Annotated in this window: 22 protein-coding genes and 1 pseudogene; 11 read left to right on the top strand and 12 right to left on the bottom strand. The window is 61.1% G+C overall.

All coding sequences use genetic code 11. From position 1 onward, the window contains the following. Positions 1–26: 26 nt before the first annotated feature. Positions 27–959 carry a Flp pilus assembly protein CpaB gene (gene cpaB, locus ACEN8R_RS20950; protein ID WP_495624332.1) on the bottom strand — a complete coding sequence of 311 codons (933 nt, stop codon included), beginning with the start codon at positions 957–959 and terminating at the stop codon, positions 27–29. 326 nt (positions 960–1,285) lie between these two features. On the opposite strand from cpaB, the gene ACEN8R_RS20945 reads away from it, so the two are divergent. After that, complete coding sequence (locus tag ACEN8R_RS20945) at positions 1,286–1,483, top strand: Flp family type IVb pilin (protein ID WP_138866726.1); 198 nt, start codon at positions 1,286–1,288, stop codon at positions 1,481–1,483. 84 nt (positions 1,484–1,567) lie between these two features. Beyond that, positions 1,568–1,978 carry a response regulator gene (locus tag ACEN8R_RS20940; RefSeq protein ID WP_064616078.1) on the top strand — a complete coding sequence of 137 codons (411 nt, stop codon included), beginning with the start codon at positions 1,568–1,570 and terminating at the stop codon, positions 1,976–1,978. A gap of 41 nt (positions 1,979–2,019) precedes the next feature. On the opposite strand, the gene ACEN8R_RS20935 is transcribed toward ACEN8R_RS20940, so the two are convergent. Both ACEN8R_RS20935 and ACEN8R_RS20930 read right to left on the bottom strand, forming a co-directional pair. After that, positions 2,020–2,874: a MaoC family dehydratase gene (locus ACEN8R_RS20935; RefSeq protein WP_258613051.1), complete on the bottom strand. Its 855-nt coding sequence runs from the start codon at positions 2,872–2,874 to the stop codon at positions 2,020–2,022. A 2-nt stretch (positions 2,875–2,876) separates the two neighbouring features. Next, positions 2,877–4,229 (bottom strand): 3-oxoacyl-ACP reductase, encoded by a 1,353-nt coding sequence (locus ACEN8R_RS20930; protein WP_258613052.1) that lies wholly within the window; start codon positions 4,227–4,229, stop codon positions 2,877–2,879. Positions 4,230–4,421: 192 nt separating this feature from the next. Here ACEN8R_RS20930 and ACEN8R_RS20925 point away from each other — a divergent pair, with 192 nt between their 5' ends. Continuing rightward, positions 4,422–5,699, top strand: coding sequence for an acetyl-CoA C-acetyltransferase (locus ACEN8R_RS20925; protein ID WP_064616081.1), 1,278 nt, complete (start codon positions 4,422–4,424; stop codon positions 5,697–5,699). Here the strand turns inward: ACEN8R_RS20925 and ACEN8R_RS20920 are convergent, their stop codons facing one another. Next, complete coding sequence (locus tag ACEN8R_RS20920; RefSeq protein ID WP_258613053.1) at positions 5,700–6,728, bottom strand: bile acid:sodium symporter family protein; 1,029 nt, start codon at positions 6,726–6,728, stop codon at positions 5,700–5,702. A gap of 84 nt (positions 6,729–6,812) precedes the next feature. Between ACEN8R_RS20920 and ACEN8R_RS20915 the strand changes: the two genes are divergently transcribed. Beyond that, positions 6,813–7,604: an AraC family transcriptional regulator gene (locus tag ACEN8R_RS20915; RefSeq protein ID WP_018928390.1), complete on the top strand. Its 792-nt coding sequence runs from the start codon at positions 6,813–6,815 to the stop codon at positions 7,602–7,604. A 179-nt stretch (positions 7,605–7,783) separates the two neighbouring features. Here the strand turns inward: ACEN8R_RS20915 and ACEN8R_RS20910 are convergent, their stop codons facing one another. Both ACEN8R_RS20910 and ACEN8R_RS20905 read right to left on the bottom strand, forming a co-directional pair. Continuing rightward, positions 7,784–8,512 (bottom strand): methyl-accepting chemotaxis protein, encoded by a 729-nt coding sequence (locus ACEN8R_RS20910; RefSeq protein ID WP_370694720.1) that lies wholly within the window; start codon positions 8,510–8,512, stop codon positions 7,784–7,786. Positions 8,513–8,641: 129 nt separating this feature from the next. Continuing rightward, positions 8,642–9,574, bottom strand: a pseudogene (locus ACEN8R_RS20905) (cache domain-containing protein); the annotation flags it as partial. A 600-nt stretch (positions 9,575–10,174) separates the two neighbouring features. Between ACEN8R_RS20905 and ACEN8R_RS20900 the strand changes: the two are divergent. Together ACEN8R_RS20900 and ACEN8R_RS20895 are read left to right on the top strand one after the other, a co-directional pair. Then, positions 10,175–11,068, top strand: coding sequence for a PA4780 family RIO1-like protein kinase (locus ACEN8R_RS20900; RefSeq protein WP_018928388.1), 894 nt, complete (start codon positions 10,175–10,177; stop codon positions 11,066–11,068). Positions 11,069–11,140: 72 nt separating this feature from the next. Then, positions 11,141–12,358 (top strand): MFS transporter, encoded by a 1,218-nt coding sequence (locus ACEN8R_RS20895; protein WP_096481218.1) that lies wholly within the window; start codon positions 11,141–11,143, stop codon positions 12,356–12,358. Here the strand turns inward: ACEN8R_RS20895 and cueR are convergent. From cueR to ACEN8R_RS20880, 3 genes are all read right to left on the bottom strand, one after another. Further along, entirely contained in the window at positions 12,312–12,725 is a 414-nt protein-coding gene (cueR, locus tag ACEN8R_RS20890) for a Cu(I)-responsive transcriptional regulator (RefSeq protein ID WP_007940146.1), read from the bottom strand. The genes ACEN8R_RS20895 and cueR overlap by 47 nt on opposite strands. Further along, positions 12,722–15,115, bottom strand: a complete 2,394-nt coding sequence (locus ACEN8R_RS20885; protein WP_495624331.1) for a heavy metal translocating P-type ATPase — start codon at positions 15,113–15,115, stop codon at positions 12,722–12,724. Before ACEN8R_RS20885 ends, cueR begins: the two co-directional genes overlap by 4 nt. Positions 15,116–15,209: 94 nt before the next feature. Then, positions 15,210–15,593, bottom strand: coding sequence for a hypothetical protein (locus ACEN8R_RS20880; protein WP_018928385.1), 384 nt, complete (start codon positions 15,591–15,593; stop codon positions 15,210–15,212). A gap of 161 nt (positions 15,594–15,754) precedes the next feature. On the opposite strand from ACEN8R_RS20880, the gene ACEN8R_RS20875 reads away from it, so the two are divergent. Further along, entirely contained in the window at positions 15,755–15,952 is a 198-nt protein-coding gene (locus ACEN8R_RS20875; protein WP_018928384.1) for a heavy-metal-associated domain-containing protein, read from the top strand. A 109-nt stretch (positions 15,953–16,061) separates the two neighbouring features. Then, positions 16,062–17,258, top strand: a complete 1,197-nt coding sequence (locus tag ACEN8R_RS20870) for a multidrug effflux MFS transporter (protein ID WP_019582302.1) — start codon at positions 16,062–16,064, stop codon at positions 17,256–17,258. 8 nt (positions 17,259–17,266) lie between these two features. On the opposite strand, the gene ACEN8R_RS20865 is transcribed toward ACEN8R_RS20870, so the two are convergent. Next, positions 17,267–17,437, bottom strand: a complete 171-nt coding sequence (locus tag ACEN8R_RS20865; protein WP_018928382.1) for a hypothetical protein — start codon at positions 17,435–17,437, stop codon at positions 17,267–17,269. Positions 17,438–17,600: 163 nt separating this feature from the next. Continuing rightward, entirely contained in the window at positions 17,601–18,614 is a 1,014-nt protein-coding gene (locus ACEN8R_RS20860; protein ID WP_258613056.1) for a zinc-binding alcohol dehydrogenase family protein, read from the bottom strand. Positions 18,615–18,733: 119 nt separating this feature from the next. Between ACEN8R_RS20860 and vimR the strand changes: the two genes are divergently transcribed. From vimR to ACEN8R_RS20845, 3 genes are all read left to right on the top strand, one after another. After that, positions 18,734–19,663 (top strand): transcription regulator VimR, encoded by a 930-nt coding sequence (vimR, locus tag ACEN8R_RS20855; RefSeq protein ID WP_019651868.1) that lies wholly within the window; start codon positions 18,734–18,736, stop codon positions 19,661–19,663. Between the two features lie 316 nt (positions 19,664–19,979). After that, positions 19,980–20,714, top strand: a complete 735-nt coding sequence (locus tag ACEN8R_RS20850) for an ArsR/SmtB family transcription factor (protein WP_064616086.1) — start codon at positions 19,980–19,982, stop codon at positions 20,712–20,714. Between the two features lie 136 nt (positions 20,715–20,850). Further along, entirely contained in the window at positions 20,851–22,233 is a 1,383-nt protein-coding gene (locus ACEN8R_RS20845; RefSeq protein ID WP_028940369.1) for an MFS transporter, read from the top strand. A gap of 55 nt (positions 22,234–22,288) precedes the next feature. Here the strand turns inward: ACEN8R_RS20845 and ACEN8R_RS20840 are convergent, their stop codons facing one another. Beyond that, complete coding sequence (locus ACEN8R_RS20840; protein ID WP_018928377.1) at positions 22,289–23,242, bottom strand: adenosine deaminase; 954 nt, start codon at positions 23,240–23,242, stop codon at positions 22,289–22,291. Positions 23,243–23,268: the final 26 nt, after the last annotated feature.

Genomic DNA, 23,268 nt, shown 5'->3' with positions numbered 1-23,268 from the left:
CTGCGCATGGAGAGTCCTCGCTCGATTCAGGGCGTTTGTTGGGTGACGGCATTGCCGCGAATGACTTCCACGCTCGGCTTGCGAGGTGCTGCGCCTCTGGGGGCGGGGGATTGTGGAGTGCCGGCCAGGGCGAGTTGACTGAACTGCACCAGCTCGCGGTTGGCGTTGGCCAGGCTCGCCGATGAGTCACCACGGCCGGCCCAGTATTGGCTCAGGCGTTGTTCTTCGGCGCTGCGCACAGCCAGACGCAAAACCCCGACCTGTGCCGCGAGCATCAGGCGGCTCAAGAGGGATTCAGGGACGGCGAGCAACACGGTGCGGGCGCTGGTGCGCAGTTGTTCCTGCTTGAGTTTCTCTTCATGGCTGAGTGCCGGGTTGGCAGGCTTGCCATCATTCGTCAGCCCCAACTGCTCGCCGACCCCGAGTACGCGCAACGCTGGGACCACGACCTGGGCCGACTGCTGGAGGTTGTTGGTGTCCATGCGCAGAAACAGCAGCACATCGACATAATCGCCGGGGCTCAATTGGCCGCCGACATTGATTACATCATCCGCCGCCACGGCGAGGGCACGTTCATCGGCGCGGATCATCCGCGCCAGCGTACCGCCGGCTTCGAAACTCTGATCATTGAGCCAACTGCCGGCGGTGAGCGCGCGCCAGGGTGTACGGCCAATGGCTTGATCGAGACGGGTCAGGCAGCCAACCGGGGCGGTACGCAGTTTTTCCAGGGTCACGTCGGCGGCGGTGATCTGCTCGAACGGTGCGATATCACGCAGCAGCACCACCACCGGTTGGCGGGTCGGGTCGTCCACCGAGGCCAGTATCGAGGGCGTTGATGTGCCGGTTTGTGCGACAGGCTCGGGAGCCGGTTGACGACTCAGCGCCAGCCCCCAGTAACCGGCAATGATGGCGCCTGCCAGAAACAGCCCGGCCAGGCCCAGGGTGACGCGGCTGTTCATGAAGGCTTTCCCCCTTTCCTGCGCGTAACGCCCCCAAGAGCTCTAACGAGATGACTTCGCAATCAGGCAGTTATGAGCGTGGGACTGTTTCGCTATTTGACGGTAGCGCAGGTAAAGCAAAATGCCATCACTGAGCGGTAAATATCTGACAAAAGTAACGGGCTGATGCCCAAAGTACTGTTTTGTGACGTTAATCAACCGGTTACTGCTTAAGTATTAATGCGTTCTTACAGTTGTTGGGCATGGGTTTGCCGACAATGCTGATGCTGGCATATGGGAATCATGTTGCGGCAGTGCAACAACCGCTGTCATTCAGGAGACGCGTCATGTCCTTCTCTAAAACGGTTCAGAAGATCAAATCCCACATCGCTTTTTACAAAGACCTTGCCAAAGACACCGAAGGCGCTTCGGGCATCGAGTACGCAATCATTGCAGGCATGGTGGCCGTGGTGCTGGCAACGTTTGTGGCACCCATCTCCACGGCGGTCACCGCAATGTTCAACACGATTTCAGCTGCGCTTTGATTTGAAGACTGGCACAGGCAGTCATTTGCCAATCCTGCAAAGGGCTTCTAACGTCATGGCTTAGTCCATTGCAGGTGTTGCCCCATGAACGCTCCAACCCTCCCTCGGCAACAGCTTCTTCTGGTCGATGATGAGGAGGATGCGTTACTGGAACTGGCGGAGTTGCTGGAGGGCGAGGGTTTTACGTGTTTTACGGCAACGTCGGTCAAGCTCGCCCTGCATCATTTGACTCGTCATCCTGATATTGCGCTGGTGATTACTGATTTGCGGATGCCGGAGGAAAGCGGCATATCGTTGATCAAGCGTCTGCGTGAGCACACGGCTCGTCAGCATTTGCCGGTGATTGTGACGTCGGGGCATGCGGATATGGAGGATGTGAGTGACATGTTGCGCTTGCAGGTGCTGGATCTGTTTCGCAAGCCGATCTATCACGTGCGTTTGTTGGATACGTTGAATAATTTGTTTCCGCAGCCTCGGGGTTTGCTGAGTTCCTGAGCGTACTGTGGCGAGGGGGAAAGCCCCCTCACCACAATCCATCAGGCAACCGGCCGCCACTGCCCCACCATATGCTCGATCTCCCCGCTCCCCATCAACTGGAAGTCCCCACTGGACCCCTCCGCGCTGGACATCAGCGTCACTTCGCTGGGCAAACGCACCGGTTTTCTGAACTGCACCGCAATCTCGACGTTGGCCGTCGGTAGATGATCGCTCAGGGCAGCCAGGGTGCGCGCCTTGTTCCACAGGCCATGGGCGATGGCGCTGGGAAAGCCGAAGAGTCTGGCGCTGATCGCGCTCAGGTGAATCGGGTTGTAGTCTCCAGACACTTTGGCGTACCGGCGACCAATGTCCGCCGGTGCTTTCCAGTGGGCCACTTCGGTCAGCGACAAGGTCGTTGCAAACGCTTGCTCGACAGGCTCGCCTGCCAGTTTGACCCCGCGACAGAGCATCTGGCTTTCGGCTTCCCACAGCAGCCCCAATTGGTCGTCGAGCGTCGTCACTAACTCGAAGGTCGCGCCCTTGGCATGGGGTTGCAGGTTCTGCACCTTCACGCTGACCCGCACGCGGCTCACGCCACCCATGGGGCGCATGACTCGGATGCGATTGCTCAAGTGAATCAGCCCCAGCAGCGGGAAGGGAAACGCCTTGGCGGTGAGCAGCTGCATCTGCAAGGCAAACGCCAGGATGTGCGGATACGTCGGTGGCAGCAGCCCGTTGTCGGCGAAACCACACACTTTGCGATAAGCCTCCAGGCGTTTCGGATCGACGTTGACCCAACAGTGATAACCCAGCTCAGGCAGTGCGGTGCCGGTGATTTTGCGTCGCGTTGCCGCTCTTAAATACAGCGTCTGCAAGCCCGGTTCGCTATTGAGTGTGTGCCAGTCGGTGGTCATGGTCAGGCTCCCAACACGCTTTGCCCGCACACGCGCAGTGCTTGCCCGGTAAACGCTCCGGTGCCCGGTTGTGCCATCCAGGCCACGGCTTCGGCGACGTCTTGCGGCAGGCCGCCCTGGCCCAACGAACTCAAGCGCCGCCCGGCTTCGCGTACGCCGAAGGGCAGGTGCGCGGTCATCTGGGTTTCGATAAACCCTGGCGCCACCGCGTTGATGCTGATGCCGCGCCCTGCCAGCAGTGGCGCCCAGGCCTGGGCCAGGCCAATCAGCCCGGCCTTGCTCGCGGCGTAATTGGTTTGCCCGCGATTGCCGGCGATGCCGCTGATGGACGCCAGCAGGATCACTCGGCCGTCGTCGCGCAGGGTGCCGCTGTCGAGCAGCGCCTTGGTCAGCACTTGCGGTGCGTTGAGGTTGACCGCCAGCACCGCGTCCCAGAATTCCGGGGTCATGTTGGCCAGGGTTTTATCCCGGGTGATGCCCGCGTTGTGCACCACGATGTCGACGCCGTCCGGCAAGTGTTCGATCAGTTGCGTGGCGGCGTTTTCGGCGCAGATGTCCAGGGTGATGCTGCGTCCGCCGAGGCGAGCGGCCAGGGCGTCGAGATCGGTTTTGGCCGGCGCCACGTCGAGCAGGATCACCTCGGCGCCGTCCCGGGCCAGGGTTTCGGCGATCGAGGCGCCGATGCCCCGGGCTGCCCCGGTTACCAGTGCCTTGCGCCCTGACAAGGGGCGTGTCCAGTCCATCACCTGCGTCGCACACGCCTTCAAACGTATGACTTGTCCGGAAATGAACGCACTTTTGGGCGAGAGGAAAAATCGCAACGGGCCTTCGAGTTGATCTTCGGCCCCTTCGCCGACATAGATCAGCTGCAAGGTGCCGCCGTTGCGCAGTTCCTTGGCCAGCGAACGGCTGAACCCTTCCAGCGCCCGTTGGGTGCTGGCGGCGAACGGGTCGCTCAAGGTCTCTGGCGCGCGACCAAGAATCACCAGGTGCGCATGGTGATCGAGGTTTTTCATCAGTGGCTGGAAGAACTCGCGCAGCTGTTTCAGCTGATCGACCTGCACCAGGTCACTGGCGTCGAACACCACGGCTTTGAGTTTCTGGCCGTGGCCGGGAATCCACGCGGTGGCCAGGGTCGGGTCGGTGCCGTAGCTGTAAATCGTGTCGGTCAAGCGGTTGGCGAGGGTGCTGACTTTTTCCGTCAGCGGGCCACCGCCAATCAACAGCGCCCCCTCGACAGGCCGCAATCGGCCTGCTTGCCAGCGTTCCAGCCGTACCGGCGACGGCAGACCCAGGGCACCGACCACACGATGGCCGATGGACGAATTGGCGAAGTCGATATAGCGGTCAGACATGAATCACGCTCCAGAAGCCGGGGTTAAAAGTGTGGACCAGGAATGGCAATTAGTCGTTCGATCCACGAGATAAGGCCTACGCTTGAACATTGCAGGTTGGTTTGAGCTTGGGTTTAGCAGGTCTTTCAGGAATTGCAGCCCGCTCCCACAGGGATGTGTGTTCACCATTGACTATCAGAAGGAGCTTTTTTCATGACTCAGCTGCGTCGCGTCGCGATTATCGGTGGTAACCGTATTCCTTTTGCCCGGTCCAACGGGCCGTACGCCACTGCCAGTAACCAGGCGATGTTCACCGCAGCGCTGGAAGGCCTGATCGAGCGCTATAACCTGCACGGTGTGCGCATGGGCGAAGTGGCCGCCGGGGCCTTGCTCAAGTATTTGCGCGACTACGGCCTGACCCGTGAATGCGTATTGGGCTCGCGGTTGTCGCCGACAACGCCGGCCTACGACATCCAGCAAGCCTGCGGTACGGGGCTGGAGGCAACATTGCTGGTGGCGAACAAAATCGCCCTGGGGCAAATCGAATGTGGCATTGCCGGCGGCGTCGACACGGCCTCGGACGTGCCGATCGGTGTCAACGAAGACTTGCGCAAGATTCTCTTGCAAGCCAACCGCGCCAAAAGCACCGCTGACAAACTGAAAACCTTCCTGCAATTGCGTCCCCGACACCTGATCCCGGACTTTCCAAGTATCGGCGAGCCGCGCACCGGCCGGTCGATGGGCGAACACTGTGAATTGATGGCCCAGACCTGGGGCATCCCGCGTGACGAGCAGGATCGGCTGACCCTCGAAAGCCATCAGAAACTGGCGGCGTCCTACGCCGAAGGCTGGCACAACGATCTGATGACGCCGTTCCTCGGCCTGACTCGGGACAACAACCTGCGCCCGGAGCTGACCCTGGAAAAACTCGCCTCACTGAAACCGGCCTTCGAGAAAAGTGCCAAGGGCACCCTGACCGCGGGCAACTCCACGCCACTCACCGATGGTGCGTCGGTGGTGCTGTTGGGCAGCGAGGAATGGGCGAAGGAGCGCGGTTTGCCGGTGCTTGCCTATTGGCGCGATGGCGAGGCGGCGGCGGTGGATTTCGTCAACGGTGCCGAAGGGCTGCTGATGGCGCCGGTGTATGCGGTGCCGCGATTGCTGGCGCGCAACGGCCTGACCTTGCAGGATTTCGATTACTACGAAATCCACGAAGCGTTTGCCGCGCAGGTGCTGTGTACGTTGAAGGCCTGGGAAGATCCGGAGTACTGCAAAACCCGTCTCGGCCTCGACGCGGCGCTGGGTTCCATCGACCGCAGTCGCCTCAACGTCAAAGGCAGTTCACTGGCCGTCGGGCATCCGTTTGCCGCCACCGGTGCGCGCATCGTCGCCAACTTGGCGAAGCTGCTGGACGCGGCGGGCAAGGGCCGAGGGTTGATTTCGATCTGCGCCGCCGGCGGTCAGGGCGTGACGGCGATTATCGAGCGCTGATTATTGAGGGCTGAGCACTGCCGCGTTTTGCTGCGCGGCCAGTTGCCGGTTGCGGTTGGCGTAACCCTCGGCCATCACCGAGCACACGATCAGCTGCAACGGGTGGTAGATCATGATCGGCAGCAGGATCAACCCAAGGCCGGGGTTGGCGCCGAAGATCAGCGCCGCCATCGGTGCCCCGGCCGCCAGGGACTTCTTGCTGGCGCAGAACACTGCGGCGATCTCGTCGGCGGGGCTGAACTTCAGCGCGTGGGCGGTGCGGGTGGTCATCCACAGGATGATCGCCAGCAGAATCGCGCTGCCAATCAACGCCGTGAGAATCACGCTGTTGCCCTGTTGCTGCCACATCCCCGAGACCATCGAGTTACAGAACGCCGAGTACACCAGCAGCAGGATCACCAGCTTGTCGGCGATGTTGGTGTAGCGCTTGTGCCGAGCGAAAAACCTGCCCAGCCATGGCCGCAGCAATTGCCCGAGTACCAGCGGCAACAACAGCATCGCGCACAAGTCGAGCAGGGTTGAACCCAGGTCGATGCCGCCAGCGCCGCTGCCGACCACGAAACTCACCAGCAACGGTGTCAGGAAAATCCCCAAGACGCTGGACAGGCTCGCGTTGAGAATCGCCGCCGGTACGTTGCCGCCCGCGCTGCCGGTCAGGGCCACGGACGAAGAGATGGTCGAGGGCAGGGCGCAGAGGTAGAGGAAACCGAGCATCAGCAACGATGGAATGTGTGAGCCCAGCAGTGTGTCGCTCAGCAGCCAGATCAACGGAAACACCGCAAAGGTGAAGGCTTGAACCATCACGTGCAGCTTCCAGTTTTTCAGCCCGTGGCGGATCTGCTCGCTGGAGAGGTTGACCCCGTGCAGGAAGAACACCAGGAACACACCGATGTTGATTACATACTCAGCGTGCATCCCGCCGCCGGTAGCGCCGAAGGTCGGGAAGAAATACGCCAGCAGCGTGGCGATCAGCATGCCGCACAAGAACCAGTCGGTGACCACGCGTTTAAGGTGTTTGAAGGCATGCATAACCGGCACCGAATCCATTTGTAAGAATTGATGACTTAGCCTAACGTCGGCCCTGTCAGCCGTCTTGCGACATAAGGCCAATCAATGCCGACTAACGGACAACTTACCCTCGAGCGGACCATCCCGGCGCTGACGGTGTTGCCGCGTCCGTTGTATGCGCGGGCGGAAAGCCTGAACGCCGGTTCGTGGACGCCGCCTCATCGTCATGATTGGGTGCAGTTTTCCTACGCCATCAGCGGCGTTCTCGGCGTGCACACCGCCGAGGGCAGTTTCTTTGCGCCGCCGCAGTGGGGCATCTGGATTCCGGCGGATCTCGAACATCAGGTCGTGACCTCGATGCGTGCCGAAATGCGCAGCCTGTATGTGCGCCGCGAGGACTGCCAATGGGCGGACGGGCGTTGCCGGGTGCTGGAAGTCACGCCTTTGGCGCGGGAGCTGATCAAGCGCTTTTGCCAGTTGCCGGTGGAGTATCCACAGGGCGACAGTCAGGAGGCGCGATTGGTGGGCGTGCTGCTCGATCAGTTGGCGAGTCTGCCGGAGGTGGGGTTTTCCTTGCCGCTGCCCCGGCATGAGCGACTGCTGGGTTTGTGCAACGAACTGATCGAAAGTCCCGAGTGCACGGTGACCTTGCAGGAATGGGCCGAGCGTTTGGGCATGTCGGAGAAAACCCTGATGCGGCTGTTTCAGCGCGAGACCGGGTTGAGCTTCCGCAGTTGGCGGCAGCGCATGCGGCTGCTGTCGTCGTTGAGTTTGCTGGAGGAGGGGGACAGCGTGACCAATGCCGCGCTGTCTTGCGGGTATGACTCGACGTCGGCGTTTATTGCGGCGTTCAAGGGGTTGTTCGGGTTTACCCCCGGGGAGTTGTTCAAACAGTAATTGTGGCGAGGGAGCTTGCTCCCGCTGGAGCGCGAAGCGGTCCCAATTCAGCCAACGCGGTGCATTAGATATTCCGCGTTTGCCGGTTTACGACTGCTTCGCAGCCGAGCGGGACGGTGCGGCGATCCGACAAGCTCCCTCGCCACAGGTATCGGTTTCGACCAGTTGGATCAGTGACTTCAGGTTCTGAAGCGGCGAACCAACCCGTCCAGCTCATTCGACAACCCTGCCAGGCTCTGAGAATCCAGCCGCGCCGAGTTTGCCAATTCCGCCACCAACTGCGCATCGCCATGAATCTGGCTGATATGCCGATTGATGTCCTCGGCCACCTGATGCTGTTCCTCAGCCGCCGTGGCGATTTGAGTATTCATGTCGCGAATCACATCCACCGACTCACGGATCTGCCCAAAGCTGCTGCGCGCTTCACCGATGCGGGTCACCGATTGCTGAGACACCTCCAGGCTCGCATGCATCTGCTGTGTTACCTGACTGGTGCGCTTGGCCAGGTTGCCCAGCAGGCCGTCGATTTCCGCCGTGGAATCGGCAGTTCGTTTGGCCAGGGCGCGAACTTCATCCGCCACCACCGCAAAGCCACGACCCTGTTCACCGGCCCGGGCCGCTTCGATGGCGGCGTTCAGCGCCAGCAGGTTGGTCTGTTCGGCGATGGAACGGATGGTCCCGAGGATCGACTGAATGTCGTTGCTGTCGCGCTCAAGCTGTTGCATCGATTGCGCCGACTGTTCGATTTCCTGGCTCAAGCGATCGACACTGCTCACCGCGGCATCGATCTGCTGCTGGCCTTCACGGGCCTGGCGCTGACCGCTGTCGGCCGACTCGGCGGCCTGGCTGCAAGAGCGCGCGACTTCGTTGGCGGTGGCGACCATTTCGTGGAACGCCGTGGACACCATGTCCACCGCTTCACGCTGACGCCCGGCGGCTTCGGCCATGTCGCTGGACACTTGGGTCGAACTCTTGGAGGTGGCGAGGATCTTGGTCGCGGCGCCGCCGATGCTCTGAATCAGGTTGCGGATCGCCGCCAGAAACTGGTTGAACCAGTTGGCCAGTTGCGCGGTTTCATCGCTGCCACGGATGTGCAGGTTCTTGGTCAGGTCGCCTTCGCCCTGGGCGATGCCTTCCAGACCGCTGGCCACGCTGCGGATCGGCCGCACGATCAGGCTGGCGAAACTGGCGCCGACGATGGCGAAGAACACCGCCAGTACCGCCGCGATGATCGCGATCAGCCAGGTCAGTTGAGTGGCCGAGCTCATCACGTCGGTCTGCTTGATCAGGCCGATAAAGGTCCAGCCCAGTTGCTCCGACGGCCAGACGTTGGCCATGTAGCGCTCGCCATTGAGCTCAACCTCCACCAGCCCTTTGCCGGCCTTGCCGAGTTGCGCGTAACCGTCGCCGAGGCTGCTCAGTGCTTTGAAGTTGTGTTCCGGCTGCTTGGGATCGACCAGTATGGTGCCGGTGTTTTCCACCAGCATCAGGTAGCCGGTTTCGCCGAGTTTGATCTGTTTGACGATTTCGGTGAGCTGCTTGAGCGTCACGTCGATGCTGACCACGCCGCCATTGCTGCCCAGTTTGTTATCGATGGTGCGCACGGTGCTGACGTAGGTCGCGTCATCCTGAGCCCAGTAATAGGCCTCGGTGCGAAGCGGTTTGCCCGGCTTGGCCTGGGCCGCCTTGTACCACGGGCGCTGGCGCGGGTCGTAATTGCTCAGCTTCGCATCGTCCGGCCAGGACACGTAACCGCCCGCCGCCGTCCCGAGAATCGCGTAGGCGTAGGCCGGGTGGCTGTTGCCAAGGTCCTGGAGGAGGGCGAAGACCTTCTTGTCCATTTCGCCTTGGGGAATGCTCTCGGCGTTGGCACTCATGTAGGTCTTGAGGCTGTCGTCGGAGTTCTTGATCAGCGGTTGGGTCGCCAGGTAGTCAACGTTCTGGCTGATGCCATCAAAGAACAGCTGCATGGCATTGCTGACCTGACGAATCTCGCGGCCACTGCCGTCGACAAAATTGTCCTTGGCATCACTGCGCAAGTTCAGCACGACGAGGGTGGCGACCAGCACCACGGGCAAGCAGGCGATGATTGCAAACGCCCAGGTCAACTTCTGTTTGATGTTCATCCGCGCTCCAGTTTTTCTTGTAGGCCCACGCAGTACTGATGACTCGCGGATTATTGGCAGCCGAAAACGTTTGATACGCCCCGATCCTTGAGCGCGCCTTCTTGATTGTTGTTGAGGCGATTGTCAGACAATTCCTTTTCTCTCTAATGACTTCGGCTGAAGCGCGGGGAAATTGAGGTCTTTTGAGAAAAATCCTGCGAACGCCAGGGATCGAGGTTAGATTCTGTCGCAAATACCTTGGCACTCCGTCGTCAACAAGTGGTTCTCGCTCAGCTATGATCCGGGGCGGTCGATGAGTTTTGCCTGATTAATCCGGCACATTGTGTGCTTCTTGATGTTCATGGGAACGTTCATAGGTCGGCAACCCCTCCCCCGAATGAGAGGATTGCCGTATAACGAATGACTTTCGCGTGTTTGGTAATAAAGGACCCACAATAAAAGCTGATGAAGACTCCAAAACGCATTGAACCCCTGATCGAGGACGGTCTGGTCGACGAGGTGCTGCGCCCACTCATGAGTGGTAAAGAAGCAGCTGTTTATGTGGTGCGCTGCGGCAACGAGCTGCGTTGTGCCAAGGTCTACAAGGAGGCGAACAAACGCAGTTTTCGTCAGGCGGCCGAGTATCAGGAAGGTCGCAAGGTGCGCAACAGCCGGCAGGCTCGCGCAATGGCCAAGGGCTCCAAGTTTGGCCGCAAGGAAACCGAAGACGCCTGGCAGAACGCCGAAGTGGCGGCGCTGTTCCGCCTGGCCAGTGCCGGGGTGCGGGTACCCAAGCCGTACGACTTCCTCGAAGGCGTGCTGCTGATGGAGCTGGTGGCCGACGAGTACGGCGATGCCGCGCCACGCCTGAACGATGTGGTGCTGGAGCCGGATCAGGCACGCGAATATCACGCCTATCTGATTTCGCAAATCGTGCTGATGTTGTGTACCGGTCTGGTGCACGGTGACCTGTCCGAGTTCAACGTGCTGCTGACGCCGACCGGCCCGGTCATCATCGACCTCCCGCAAGCAGTGGATGCGGCGGGCAACAACCACGCGTTCAGTATGCTGGAGCGGGACGTGGGCAACATGGCGTCGTACTTCGGTCGCTTTGCGCCGGAGTTGAAACGCACCAAGTACGCCAAGGAGATGTGGGCATTGTACGAAGCCGGTACCTTGCACCCGGCCAGCGTGTTGACCGGCGAGTTCGACGAGCCGGAAGAACTGGCGGACGTCGGCGGGATCATGCGCGAGATCGAGGCGGCCCGTCTCGACGAAGAGCGTCGCCAAGCGATTCGGGCGGCGGACGATGCGCCACCGAGCAAAGCCGAAGAACCGCCTCCGCCGTGGATGCAGTGATCGGTTGACCCAAAACCCGGCTTTGGCCGGGTTTTTTACACCAGCAATACCCCGCACACTCAAGGACTGAATGTGAACTCCATCCGCAATGCTCAGTTGATCATCGCCGCCCGGCTGATTTCGGACTTCGGCGCTTTCCTCAACATGGTCGCCCTGGCTACCTACGTCTACCTGCTCAGCAATAGCGCCATGAGCGTCGGCATCTTCCTCGCCAGCCGTGTCGCCGGGGGGATCCTGGCCAGCCTGATCGGTACCCGGTTCTATCGCCGCTGGGCCGGGCGCCTGCCGCTGATTGCCTTCGATCTGCTGCGTGCCGGTTTGCTGGGTCTGCTGCTGGTGCTGCCGGTCAGCCAACAAGCGTTGCTATTACCGCTGATCGCGTTTGGCCTGGGGTTTGGTAATTCGATGTTCGCCATCGGCCTCAACAGCCAGTTGCCGCACCTGATCGAAGAGGCGCAATTACTCAAGACCAACGCCTGGATAACCTCAGCGTCGTCTGCGGCGATGGTCAGCGGGAGTCTGGTGGCTGGGTTGTTGGTGGCGGGATTTGGCTTTGAAACAGTATTTGCATTGAACGTGGTCACGTACCTGCTGGCAGCGCTGCTGATTGTGCCACTGCGGTTTTGCGGACCGGCCCCCAGCTGTGATGAACCTCTTCACAAACAGGGCGAATGGCAGGCCTTGCGCCAGGGTTTGCGCACGGCGCCGGTACTGGCGGCGATGTTGGCCGTCGCCATGGCCGACACCTTGGGCAGCGCCGCGCACAACGTCGGTCTTCCAATCATTTCAAAACTGCTCACACCCGAGTCGGCCAGCACCACCCTGGGCCTGATGCTGGCGGTGTGGGCCTGCGGCAAGTTCATCGGTGCGCGAATCGCCAGTCGCCTGAAAGGCACGGACAACGCGCACCTTGAGCGGCGATTTTTCTTTGGCGTGTTGCTGATGTCCTGCGGTTTCATCCTGACGTTTCAGCAGCAGACCCTGTACGGTTTGCTGCTGTTTTCGTTGCCCGCCGGGATAGGCGACGGTTTTTCGGAGGTCGGCCTGATGTCGCGCCTGCAACGTGAACCGGACAGCCTGCGCCTGCCGATTTTCAGTTTTCTGACGCTGCTGCAAATGACCGGGTTCGGCGTCGGCATGTTGATCGCCGCGCCGTTCTATTCCTGGTGGACACCCGGCGCGGTGGTGTTGTTGTTCCACGGCATTCCCCTCACCCTGTTGCTGGTGGTGAAGGGGTTGGCGCTCAAGAATGAGCGGGTTCGACGCAGCAACCCGAGGCCAGCTCCTTGAGAATCGGGCAGTCCGGGCGGTGGTCGCCGTGGCAGTGTTCTACGAGGTCTTGCAGGGTGTCGCGCAACTGACCAAGTTCGCGAATTTTCTGGTTCAGCTCATCGATGTGCTGACGGGCCAAGGCCTTCACATCGGCACTGGCGCGCTGGCGATCCTGCCAGAGGGTCAGTAGTTTGCCGACTTCTTCCAGTGAAAAACCCAAGTCCCGAGAGCGCTTGATGAACGCCAGGGTGTGCAGGTCGTCGTCGCCATAGACCCGGTAGCCACTGTCGGTGCGATGGGCCGCCTTGAGCAGGCCGATGGATTCGTAATAACGGATCATCTTCGCGCTCAGACCGCTCTGGCGGGCCGCTTGGCCAATGTTCATCGGTTGTCCTCCGGGTCTTTGGGTTTCCAGGTTTTCAACAGTAACGCATTGCTCACCACGCTGACGCTCGACAGCGCCATGGCGGCGCCGGCCAGCACCGGGTTGAGGAAGCCGAATGCCGCCAGTGGCAGGCCGATCAGGTTATAGACGAAGGCCCAGAACAGGTTCTGGCGAATTTTCGCGTAGGTCTTGCGGCTGATCTCCAGCGCCGCCGGCACCAGCCGTGGGTCACCGCGCATCAGAGTGATACCGGCAGCGTGCATGGCGACATCGGTGCCGCCGCCCATGGCAATGCCGATATCAGCAGCAGCCAGGGCCGGGGCGTCGTTGATGCCGTCGCCGACCATCGCCACCACGCCGGTTTTTTTCAGCGCGGCGACGGTGGCGGCTTTGTCCGCCGGCAGTACTTCGGCGTGAACATCCTTGATGCCCAGCGCTTGGGCGACGACTTTGGCGCTGCCGCGGTTATCGCCGGTCAGCAGGTGGCTGCTGATATTGCGGGCGCTTAGGCGTTGCACCGCTTGCAGGGCACCGGGCTTGAGCGTGTCACCGAAGGCGAACAGGCCCAGCACCCGAGGTTCGGGGCTTTGTTCGATCAACCAGGACAGCGTCCGGCCTTCGGTTTCCCAAGCGCTTGCGGAGTCAGCCAATGGTCCGGCATTCAAGCCACTTTCTTCCAGCAAACGCCGATTGCCCAGGGCCAATCGCCGACCATCGAGGCTGCCGGCAATGCCGCGCCCGGTCAGCGATTGACTGTCGCTGACATCGGCCACGGTCAAGCCGCGTTCGGTGCAGGCATCCAGCACCGCCTTGGCCAGCGGGTGCTCACTGCCCCGTTGCAGCGCTCCGGCCATTTGCAGCAAGGCGGCTTCGTCACCCTCGATGGCACTCAAATGCGCGATGCGCGGCGTGCCCGAGGTCAGTGTGCCGGTCTTGTCGAACACCACGGCGCTGACTTCGTGGGCGCGCTCCAGGGCTTCGGCATCCTTGATCAGAATTCCGTGGTGCGCCGCCACACCGGTGCCTGCCATGATTGCGGTCGGAGTGGCCAACCCGAGCGCACAAGGACAGGCGATCACCAACACCGCGACGGCGTTGATCAATGCAGTTTCCAGCGGCGCGCCATACAGCCACCAACCAACCAGGGTCGCCAGTGTAATCAGCAGCACCACGGGCACGAACACCTGGCTGACTTTATCCACCAGTTTCTGGATCGGCGCTTTCGCCGCCTGCGCGTCTTCGACCAGGCGGATGATCCGCGCCAGCACGGTTTCTGCGCCGAGCGCCATGGTCCGCACCAGCAGCCGACCTTCACCGTTGATCGCACCGCCGGTGACCTTGTCGCCCGGAGCTTTGGGCACCGGCAGGCTTTCGCCGCTGATCAATGCTTCATCGGCGTGGCTCTGGCCTTCCACCACTTCGCCATCCACCGGGAAGCGCTCGCCGGGTTTTACCAGAACCAGATCGTTGAGGCGCAAAGCGCTGATCGCAACCTCCTGCTCGCGGCCGTCGATCACTTGAATGGCTCGCTCCGGACGCAAGGCTTCGAGGGCGCGGATGGCGCTGGCAGTCTGGCGCTTGGCGCGGCTTTCCAGGTATTTGCCCAGCAACACCAAGGCAATCACCACCGCCGAGGCTTCGAAATACAGGTGCGGCATGCGACCGGCAGCGGTGGCCCACTCGTAAACGCTCAAGCCGTAGCCGGCGCTGGTGCCCAGAGCCACCAGCAAATCCATGTTGCCGGCACCGGCGCGCACGGCTTTCCACGCAGCGACATAGAAGCGGGCGCCGAAGACGAATTGCACGGGCGTTGCCAGCGCGAACTGCACCCACGCCGGGAGCATCCAGTGCACACCGAAAGGTTGCAGCAGCATCGGCAGCACCAGCGGCAAGGCGAGGGCGATGGCCGCCAGCAAGGCCCAGCGTTCGCGCTGCAGGCGTTGTTGCTGATTATCGGTTTGCGGGTGTTCGACTTCCCAGACGCGGGCGGAATAACCGGCCTTGGTCACGGCGCCGATCAAGGTTTGCGGATCGACCTGGCCGAGCAGCTCAAGGTGCGCCCGTTCGTTGGCCAGGTTGACGCTGACACTTTTCACTCCCGGCACCTTGGTCAGTGCCCGTTCGACGCGGCCGACGCAAGACGCACAGGTCATGCCGTCGATACTCAATTCAAGGGTCTGCTGCGGCACGCTGTAACCAGCCCGCTGCACGGCGTCCATCAAGGCCGGCAGGCTGTCACTGGGCGCTTGCACTCGGGCCTGTTCGGTGGCCAGGTTGACGCTGACGGCCGTGGCGCCGATGACTTTGCTCAAGGCACGCTCGACACGCCCGGCGCAACTGGCGCAGGTCATGCCGGCAATCGGCAGATCGAAAGTGGTGGATTCGGACATCGGTCACGCTCCCTGTAGAAATTGCCTACAGGATCAACCTTGCCATGCTGGCAAGGTCAAGTGCCATGTCTCAGATCAAAAGATCGCAGCCGACTCAGTATTCCAAAGCTGCAGGCTTGAGGTACATCCCTTCCTGCGTCATCGCAATCCGGAACTTCAACACATCCCCAGCCTTGAGTTTGATGTCCTGCGACCCCGGCGCGAGCATGCCCGGGTTGCAGCCCGGCGCCTGACCCGGCAGCAGTTTGAGGCGCAGGGACACATTGCCCGGCGGCAGGTTGAACGAGGTGCTCTGTTCCTGGAACAGCCGCCCGGCCAACTGATCCTGGATGTACACGCCGATCTCGCAGGAAGTCGACACTTCCAGGCGCTCGCGGGAAATGATCAGCACGCCGTAGTCCTCCCCGGCGGCTTGAACCGAAGGTGTCGCGGCAAAGAGGCTGAGGAAGCCAAACAGGCTGAGAGCTGACCAGCGCATGGCTGAATCTCCTGATGTCGAGTCATAGATGGACGCAGCTTGGCCGAGCGCGACGCCGATTGCCAGCCCGGCAGCTTGCTTCAGAACTTGACCTTGCCATGGTGGCAAGCTCGAGACTGCGCGCAACCCTCATGTAAGGGCTTCATTAAAGGAGACGTCCCATGCAAGTGTTCAACGTTGAAGGCATGTCCTGCGGTCACTGCGTCAAGGCTATCACTGAGGCGCTGCAAGCCAAGGATCCGGCAGCCAGCGTACGCATCGATCTGGCGGCAAAAGAAGTCGGCGTAGAAAGTGTGCTGACAGCCGATCAGGTAATCGCCGCCATCACTGAAGAGGGTTACGGGGTAAAACAGGCCTGAGCTATTTTTAATAGTTAGCGACCTATCGGAATGTTCAAGGCGTCCACGCCCGGCTAGACTGTCAGCCTGCCGATCCATGGCTAACCTGTCTGCCCAACCTGGACGCCTGATGAACCTGCGCACAATCCTGATTCTCGGCGCCTTGAGCGCTTTCGGTCCCCTGGCGATCGATTTCTACCTGCCGGCCTTCCCGGCGATGGCGCTCGCTTTCGGCACCGACGAAAAACACGTTCAACTGACCCTGGCAGCCTATTTCCTAGGGCTGTCCATCGGCCAACTGGCGTACGGCCCGGTGGCGGATCGCTTTGGGCGACGGCTTCCCTTGCTGACCGGTGTCGGTTTATTCACCGTGGCCTCATTGGCCTGTGCTTACGCGCCGAGTCTTGAGTGGCTGATCGGTGCCCGTTTTGTCCAGGCGCTGGGTGGTTGCGCGGGCATGGTGATCGCCCGGGCAGTGGTCAGCGATAAATGCGATGCGGTGGGGTCGGCGAAGGTCTTTTCGCAGTTGATGCTGGTGATGGGCCTGGCGCCGATTCTTGCGCCGATGCTGGGCGGGTTGTTGGTCAACACGACGGGTTGGCAGTCGATCTTTCTTGTGCTGACCGGTTTCAGTGCGCTGGCCGGGTTGGCGGTGGCTCTCGGGCTACCGGAAAGTCTACCGGCCCATGTGCCGCGCCAACCGTTGTCGGGCGCACTACGCCAGTACGGTCGGTTGCTGGCGGACCCGATATTCCTCGGTCATGCCCTGACCGGTGGTGTCGCCATCGCCGGGATGTTTGCCTACATCGCGGGCTCGCCGTTCGTCTTCATCAAACTCTATGGTGTGCCGGCCGAGCATTTCGGCTGGCTGTTCGGGATAAACGCGGCGGGGTTCATCCTGGTGGCCCAGGTCAATGCCCGGTTGCTGGCGAGACGCGGTCCGGCCTTCTTGCTGGCGCGCACTGTCTGGCTCTACCTGGCGGGCGGCCTGGCCCTGTTGGCGGTCAGCTCGCTGCACCCTGCGCACTTGTGGCCGTTGCTGATTCCGCTTTTTGTCTGCATCGCCAGCCTGGGTTGTATCGTGCCCAACGCCTCGGCCTGCGCGATGAGCGGCCAGGGCGCACGGGCGGGCAGTGCCTCGGCGATGCTCGGTTGCCTGCAATTCAGCGTCGCCGCCGGGGCCGCGGCGCTGGTGGGTGTTTTGCACGATGGCAGTGCCATGCCGATGGCCATGGTCATCAGCCTGTGCGCAATTGTGGTGGTGAGCGTGGCGATGCTCACCCGGCGTTTGCAGAATGCCCGGGCGTTGGAACAAGCCCAGGCCTGAGGACGGACTCAGCCAGCAGTGCGCTGCTGACGGCCGGGAATCTGATGGGGCGCGAGCAAGCGCGCTTCAAGGGTTTTAGTGAAGGCCAGGGCTTCGGCTTCACTGCGGAACGTCACAGCGTGTTGATCCAGGCGAACCTGCCAGCGGGATGTTGCCAATTCTTTTATCAGGATCTTCATTGCTGAGTTCCTCTTGTGAAAGACGTCTCGCAAAAGACATCACGTAAAAGATTGTTCGCAGAGTTTTCGATTGTAGACCTGAATACGATCGCAATTGTGACAACGATCAACTCTCTGACTGACGGCAAAAGATCGCTGGCGCAGCGATCTTTTGATCTTCGGGTCAGAACCCCTCAAGCACAATCTTGCCCTTGGACTTGCCGCTTTCCAGCCGTTCATGGGCGCGACGCAGGTTGGCGGCGTTGATGGTTCCGAAGTGCTCACCGACCGTGGTTTTCAGTGTGCCGGCATCGATCAGCCCGGCGACGCGGTTGAGCAGTTTGTGTTGCTCGATCATGTCGGCGGTTTCGAACAGCGAGCGGGTGTACATGAACTCCCAGTGCAGCGACAGGCTCTTGCGTTTGAGCTTGGTCACGTCCAGCGCCTTCGGATCATCGATCAGCGCCAGTTTGCCTTGCGGCGCCAATGCCTCCACCAATTGATCCAGGTGTTGGTCAGTCTGGGTCAGGCTGGCAACGTGGGTCACATGCTCGAACCCTGCACGTTTGAGTGCTTCACTCAGCGGCTGACTGTGATCGATCACCTGATCGGCGCCCATGTCACGCACCCAACTCTGGGTTTGGGCACGGGACGCGGTGCCGATGACTTTCAACCCGGTGAGCTGGCTGGCCAATTGCGTGAGGATTGAACCAACGCCCCCGGCGGCACCGACGATCAGCAGGCTCTGGCCCTCATCGGTTTTGCCTTCGCGTATTTGCAGGCGTTCGAACAACAGTTCCCACGCGGTGATGGCGGTCAGCGGCAGGGCGGCGGCTTCGGCGAAACCAAGGGTCTTGGGCATCTGGCCGACGATGCGCTCATCCACCACATGAAGCTCGCTGTTGCCGCCGGCACGGACGATGGAGCCGGCGTAGAACACCTTGTCGCCGGCCTTGAACAAGGTCACTTCGCTGCCAACAGCCTTGACCACTCCCGCCACGTCCCAGCCCAGCACTTTGGCCGCGCCACCTTCAGGCTGTACGTTCTGGCGAATCTTGGTGTCCACCGGGTTGACCGAAATGGCTTTGACCTCCACCAACAGGTCGCGCGGGCCGGCGACCGGTTCTGGCAGTTCGATATCTTGCAGGGATTTTTCGTCGCTGATCGGCAGGGAGGCGAAGTAGGCAATGGCTTTCATAGTGGGATCCTGGGAGAGAGATGATTTCGATGGCACAGATGATTGGTTATTTCTCTGCAAGATAAAACCCGCTAAAAGAGCAGTCTCTTTCAACATTTTTTTGATAATTGGGGCTGAAGATGTTGCGTTTCGATGACTTGCAGTTGTTCGTTCGGGCGGCGGACCTGGGCAGTCTGTCGGCGGCGGCACGGGGGATGGATATGTCGGCGGCGGTGGCCAGCGCGGCGTTGAAGCGCATCGAACAACAACTTGGCGCACGCTTGCTCACCCGCTCTACCCGTAGCCTGCGCCTGACGGCCGAAGGCGAGGGCTTTCTGGAGTACGCCCGGGCCGCCTTGAGCAATCTCGATGAGGGCCGCCGTTTGCTGGCCAGTGGGCAGGATCAGGTCAGTGGGATTTTGCAGCTGTCGGCGCCTTCGGATTTCGGGCGCAACCTGCTGCTGCCATGGCTCGACGAGTTTCAGCGCGAGCATCCGAAACTCACCGTACGGTTGCTGCTGGGCGACCGCATCGCCGACCTGTTCCGCCAACCGGTGGACATCGCCCTGCGTTACGGCGAGCCGGAAGACTCGAGCCTGGTGGCCTTACCCATCGCACCGCAGAACCGCCGCGTGCTGTGTGCTGCGCCGAGTTATCTGGCCCGACATGGCGAACCACGGCAGCTGGAGCAATTGGCGCAGCACAATTGCCTGCTGTTTATGCTCGGTAGCCGGGTCCACGATCACTGGAGTTTTCACGACGGCAAACGTGAGGTGAGCCTGACCGTCAGCGGCGATCGCTTCAGTGACGATGCCGATGTGGTGCGGCTGTGGGCCGTGGCGGGAGCGGGGATTGCGTATAAGTCCTGGCTCGATGTCGCCACCGATGTGCTCGCCGGTCGCTTGAAAGTGCTGATGCCTGAATTGCTCTGTGAGCGCGCACCGCTGAATTTACTGTGCGCCCATCGCGCGCAATTGAGTAAGCCGGTGAACCTTTTGCGGGAAATGCTTGCCAGCCGATGCGCTCGGATAAGCAGTCAATTTCCGACGATATCGGGTGTCGATCATTAGTCGCAGGCAAATAGCGAAATTTCTGTCAGGAACTATCACCACCAATGGATTCCCGAGGGCAGGAACCGGCGGTTAACCCGCTTATACTAGCGCCCGCCTCATGTACGCGCCGTCGATCTCGCAATGGCGAGTCCACGTTCGAGTCGGTCAGACCCTACGGTCATCACCGGACCTTCGCTGCACCCGCGAAGCAATGGCCTGGGTGAGCGGGTGGCTTTGCCCGGCTTATGGCGGTTTTCGCGTCTTGGCCGAGGACACATTACTGGTCAAGATGTCTCTGAGCAGTAGACGAAACGATTCAACAGGGAGTGAATACATGGAACATGCACCTTGCATCAGCCAGATCGCCACGTTGCTGGCTGACCCAAAGCGCAGCGCAATGATGTGGGCCTTGATGGACGGCACGGCACGGCACACTGAGGAGCTGGCGTTGCTGGCGGGCCTGTCGCCGTCTTCGGCCAGTGCGCATCTGGGGCGCTTGTCCACCGGCGGTCTGTTGAAAGTCGAAACCCGTGGGCGCAAACGGTTTTTCCGGCTTGCCGCGCCCGAAGTCGGCGCCGCGATAGAAGCCCTGGCCAGTGCTACCCTGGCCAGCGCGCCTCGGGATATTCCAGAGGTGTTCAAACGTACGAGTCCTATCGCCAAACCTCAGGCGGCGCCTTCGTCACTGCTACGGGCCAGGCTTTGTGACGACCATCTGGGCGGTACCCTGGCCGCCGATCTTTACCAGCGACTGCTGGATGCTGGCTGGATCGAGCAGCTCGATCAGCGGGTCATGATCACTCACAAGGGTTCCACGCAATTGGCAGCACGCGGTGTGTTCATCCAGGCGCTGGCCCACCGCAACGGCAGAGTCGCCTGCGCGTGCCCGGACTGGAGCGAAAGACGCCCGCACATGGGTGGTTCCTTGGGGGCTGCCTTGTTGCAACTGTTCATGCAGTCCGGCTGGTTGAGCCTGCCCAGCGATTCGCGAGCCTTGCAAATCACGGCCACGGGGCAACGTGAAATCCATCATTTCGCCAAGGAAACCGAGCTGGAAATGGCGCTTTAGAGCCATTGGGGGGCGATGTTCGGGATTCTGGGCTTCAGGCGTCGTTCAGAGCTGTGGGCAGGTCGTATCCAGCAATAACCCCCAGTCACTATCGCGCACACTCGATCCGGGGACTTTCAGATTGGGGGAAGGTGGCATGGAAACACGAAGCTTCAGCGCGGCGGAACGACTGGAACGGCTGCCCATCAGTGGTTATCACCGCATCATTTTCATCATCATTGCCTTGGCGTTTTTCTTCGACTCCATGGACCTGGCGATGATGACCTTCCTGCTAGGCTCGATCAAAACCGAGTTCGGCCTGAGCACGGCGCAGGCCGGGTTGCTGGCCAGTTCGAGTTTCTTCGGCATGGTGGTGGGTGCCTCGCTGTCCGGCATGCTGGCCGACCGCTTCGGGCGCAAACCGGTGTTCCAGTGGAGCATTGTGTTGTGGGGCATCGCCAGCTACCTGTGTTCCACGGCGCAGAACGTCGAAATGCTGACGTTGTTCCGAATCCTCTTGGGGATCGGCATGGGCATGGAGTTTCCAATTGCGCAGTCGATGCTGTCGGAGCTGATTCCGGCCAAGCGTCGTGGGCGTTACATCGCATTGATGGACGGCTTTTGGCCGCTCGGTTTCGTCGCGGCCGGGGTGCTGTCGTACTTCCTGTTGCCGGTGATTGGCTGGCGCGACATCTTCCTGGTGTTGGCGGTGCCGGCGGTGTTCGTCCTGGCGATTCGTTTTTTCATTCCCGAGTCGCCGCGATGGCTGGAACAGGCCGGGCATCATGATGCAGCGGACACGGTTTTACACCGCATCGAAGAACGGGTTCGGGCTTCATTGGGTCGTTCGGATCTGCCTGAGCCGATTCGCCTGCCACGGGTGGCGAGTCAACCGGGCAACTTCTTCTCCGCGCTGCGGGAAATCTGGTCGGTGCAATATCGCCGGCGCACGATGATGATCTGGAGCGTGTGGTTCTTCGCCTTGCTGGGTTTCTATGGCTTGACGTCCTGGCTCAGTGCGCTGCTGCAACAGTCGGGTTTCGCCGTGACCCAGTCGGTGTATTACACGGTGCTGATTTCCCTCGGCGGGATTCCCGGGTTCCTCATGGCCGCCTGGCTGGTGGAGCGTTGGGGGCGCAAACCGGTGTGCGTCGTGACCTTGCTCGGCGGCGGGGTGATGGCGTTTCTTTATGGTCAGAGCGCGGTGTTCGGCGGCAACGTCAGCCTGTTGATCACCTCGGGGCTGCTGATGCAGTTCTTCCTGTTCGGCATGTGGGCGGTGCTCTACACCTACACCCCGGAGTTGTACCCGACGTCGGCACGGGCCACGGGCTCGGGGTTCGCTTCGGCCATCGGCCGCGTGGGTTCGCTGCTCGGGCCAATGGTGACCGGGCTGGTATTCCCGATGACGGGGCAGGGCGGGGTGTTTGCGCTGGGGGCGATGTGCTTTGCGATTGCGGCGGCAGTGGTGTGGATCTTCGGGATGGAAACCCGGGGCAAGACATTGGAAGAATTGAGCGAGCCGGTGATCATCAATTAATCACCGAACCTGTGGGAGCGGGCTGGCCCGCTCCCACAGGTTTATCGGGTGACCTTTAAGGTTTCACCAACCGCGCATCCAGGCTGTTCTGCGCCAGACGCTTGGCCTGATCCTGGGTCATGCCCAGATCGGTGTACAGCGCGTGGAAGTTCTCGGTGACATAGCCACCGAAGTACGCCGGATCATCGGAGTTCACCGTGACCTTCACGCCGCGTTCGAGCATGTCGAGGATGTTGTGCTGGGACATGTGATCAAACACGCAAAGCTTGGTGTTCGACAACGGGCACACCGTCAGCGGGATCTGCTCGTCGATGATCCGCTGCATCAAGCGCTCGTCTTCGATGGCGCGCACGCCGTGGTCGATGCGCTGGATTTTCAGCAGGTCGAGGGCTTCCCAGATGTACTCGGGCGGGCCTTCTTCACCGGCGTGGGCCACGGTCAGGAAGCCTTCGTGGCGGGCACGGTCAAATACGCGCTGGAACTTGCTCGGCGGGTGGCCCATCTCCGAACTGTCCAGGCCCACGGCTACGAACGCATCACGGAACGGCAGCGCTTGGTCGAGGGTTTTCTGCGCTTCGTCTTCGCTCAAGTGGCGCAGGAAGCTGAGGATCAAACCGCTGGTGATCCCCAGTTGCTGCTCGCCATCTTTCAATGCGGCGGCGATGCCGTTGAGCACCACTTCGAACGGGATGCCACGGTCGGTGTGGGTTTGCGGGTCGAAGAACGGTTCGGTGTGAATCACGTTCTGTTCCTTGCAGCGCAACAGGTAGGCCCAGGTCAGGTCGTAGAAATCCTGGGAGGTGCGCAGCACATCGGCGCCCTGGTAATACAGGTCGAGAAACTCTTGCAGGTTGTTGAAGGCGTAGGCCTTGCGCAGGGTGTCGACGTCGTTCCACGGCAGGGCGATCTTGTTGCGTTCGGCCAGGGCGAACAGCAGCTCAGGCTCCAGCGAACCTTCCAGGTGCAAGTGCAATTCTGCCTTGGGCAGAGCGTTCAGCCAGTCGTACATTTTTGAAATCTCATCAGGTGCAATGA

This window comes from Pseudomonas sp. Pseusp15, from assembly GCF_059492165.1.
The sequence above is the reverse complement of the archived record's forward strand: the minus strand, read 5'-3'. Positions and strand labels throughout refer to the sequence as shown.

Excerpts from the sequence above, each read along its gene's own strand:
- cpaB (WP_495624332.1), bottom strand. The coding sequence starts at position 959 with ATGAACAGCCGCGTCACCCTGGGCCTGGCCGGGCTGTTTCTGGCAGGC.
- ACEN8R_RS20945 (WP_138866726.1), top strand. The coding sequence starts at position 1,286 with ATGTCCTTCTCTAAAACGGTTCAGAAGATCAAATCCCACATCGCTTTT.
- ACEN8R_RS20940 (WP_064616078.1), top strand. The coding sequence starts at position 1,568 with ATGAACGCTCCAACCCTCCCTCGGCAACAGCTTCTTCTGGTCGATGAT.
- ACEN8R_RS20935 (WP_258613051.1), bottom strand. The coding sequence starts at position 2,874 with ATGACCACCGACTGGCACACACTCAATAGCGAACCGGGCTTGCAGACG.
- ACEN8R_RS20930 (WP_258613052.1), bottom strand. The coding sequence starts at position 4,229 with ATGTCTGACCGCTATATCGACTTCGCCAATTCGTCCATCGGCCATCGT.
- ACEN8R_RS20925 (WP_064616081.1), top strand. The coding sequence starts at position 4,422 with ATGACTCAGCTGCGTCGCGTCGCGATTATCGGTGGTAACCGTATTCCT.
- ACEN8R_RS20920 (WP_258613053.1), bottom strand. The coding sequence starts at position 6,728 with ATGCATGCCTTCAAACACCTTAAACGCGTGGTCACCGACTGGTTCTTG.
- ACEN8R_RS20915 (WP_018928390.1), top strand. The coding sequence starts at position 6,813 with ATGCCGACTAACGGACAACTTACCCTCGAGCGGACCATCCCGGCGCTG.
- ACEN8R_RS20910 (WP_370694720.1), bottom strand. The coding sequence starts at position 8,512 with ATGGTGTCCACGGCGTTCCACGAAATGGTCGCCACCGCCAACGAAGTC.
- ACEN8R_RS20900 (WP_018928388.1), top strand. The coding sequence starts at position 10,175 with ATGAAGACTCCAAAACGCATTGAACCCCTGATCGAGGACGGTCTGGTC.
- cueR (WP_007940146.1), bottom strand. The coding sequence starts at position 12,725 with ATGAACATTGGCCAAGCGGCCCGCCAGAGCGGTCTGAGCGCGAAGATG.
- ACEN8R_RS20885 (WP_495624331.1), bottom strand. The coding sequence starts at position 15,115 with ATGTCCGAATCCACCACTTTCGATCTGCCGATTGCCGGCATGACCTGC.
- ACEN8R_RS20880 (WP_018928385.1), bottom strand. The coding sequence starts at position 15,593 with ATGCGCTGGTCAGCTCTCAGCCTGTTTGGCTTCCTCAGCCTCTTTGCC.
- ACEN8R_RS20875 (WP_018928384.1), top strand. The coding sequence starts at position 15,755 with ATGCAAGTGTTCAACGTTGAAGGCATGTCCTGCGGTCACTGCGTCAAG.
- ACEN8R_RS20870 (WP_019582302.1), top strand. The coding sequence starts at position 16,062 with ATGAACCTGCGCACAATCCTGATTCTCGGCGCCTTGAGCGCTTTCGGT.
- ACEN8R_RS20865 (WP_018928382.1), bottom strand. The coding sequence starts at position 17,437 with ATGAAGATCCTGATAAAAGAATTGGCAACATCCCGCTGGCAGGTTCGC.
- ACEN8R_RS20860 (WP_258613056.1), bottom strand. The coding sequence starts at position 18,614 with ATGAAAGCCATTGCCTACTTCGCCTCCCTGCCGATCAGCGACGAAAAA.
- vimR (WP_019651868.1), top strand. The coding sequence starts at position 18,734 with ATGTTGCGTTTCGATGACTTGCAGTTGTTCGTTCGGGCGGCGGACCTG.
- ACEN8R_RS20850 (WP_064616086.1), top strand. The coding sequence starts at position 19,980 with ATGGAACATGCACCTTGCATCAGCCAGATCGCCACGTTGCTGGCTGAC.
- ACEN8R_RS20845 (WP_028940369.1), top strand. The coding sequence starts at position 20,851 with ATGGAAACACGAAGCTTCAGCGCGGCGGAACGACTGGAACGGCTGCCC.
- ACEN8R_RS20840 (WP_018928377.1), bottom strand. The coding sequence starts at position 23,242 with ATGTACGACTGGCTGAACGCTCTGCCCAAGGCAGAATTGCACTTGCAC.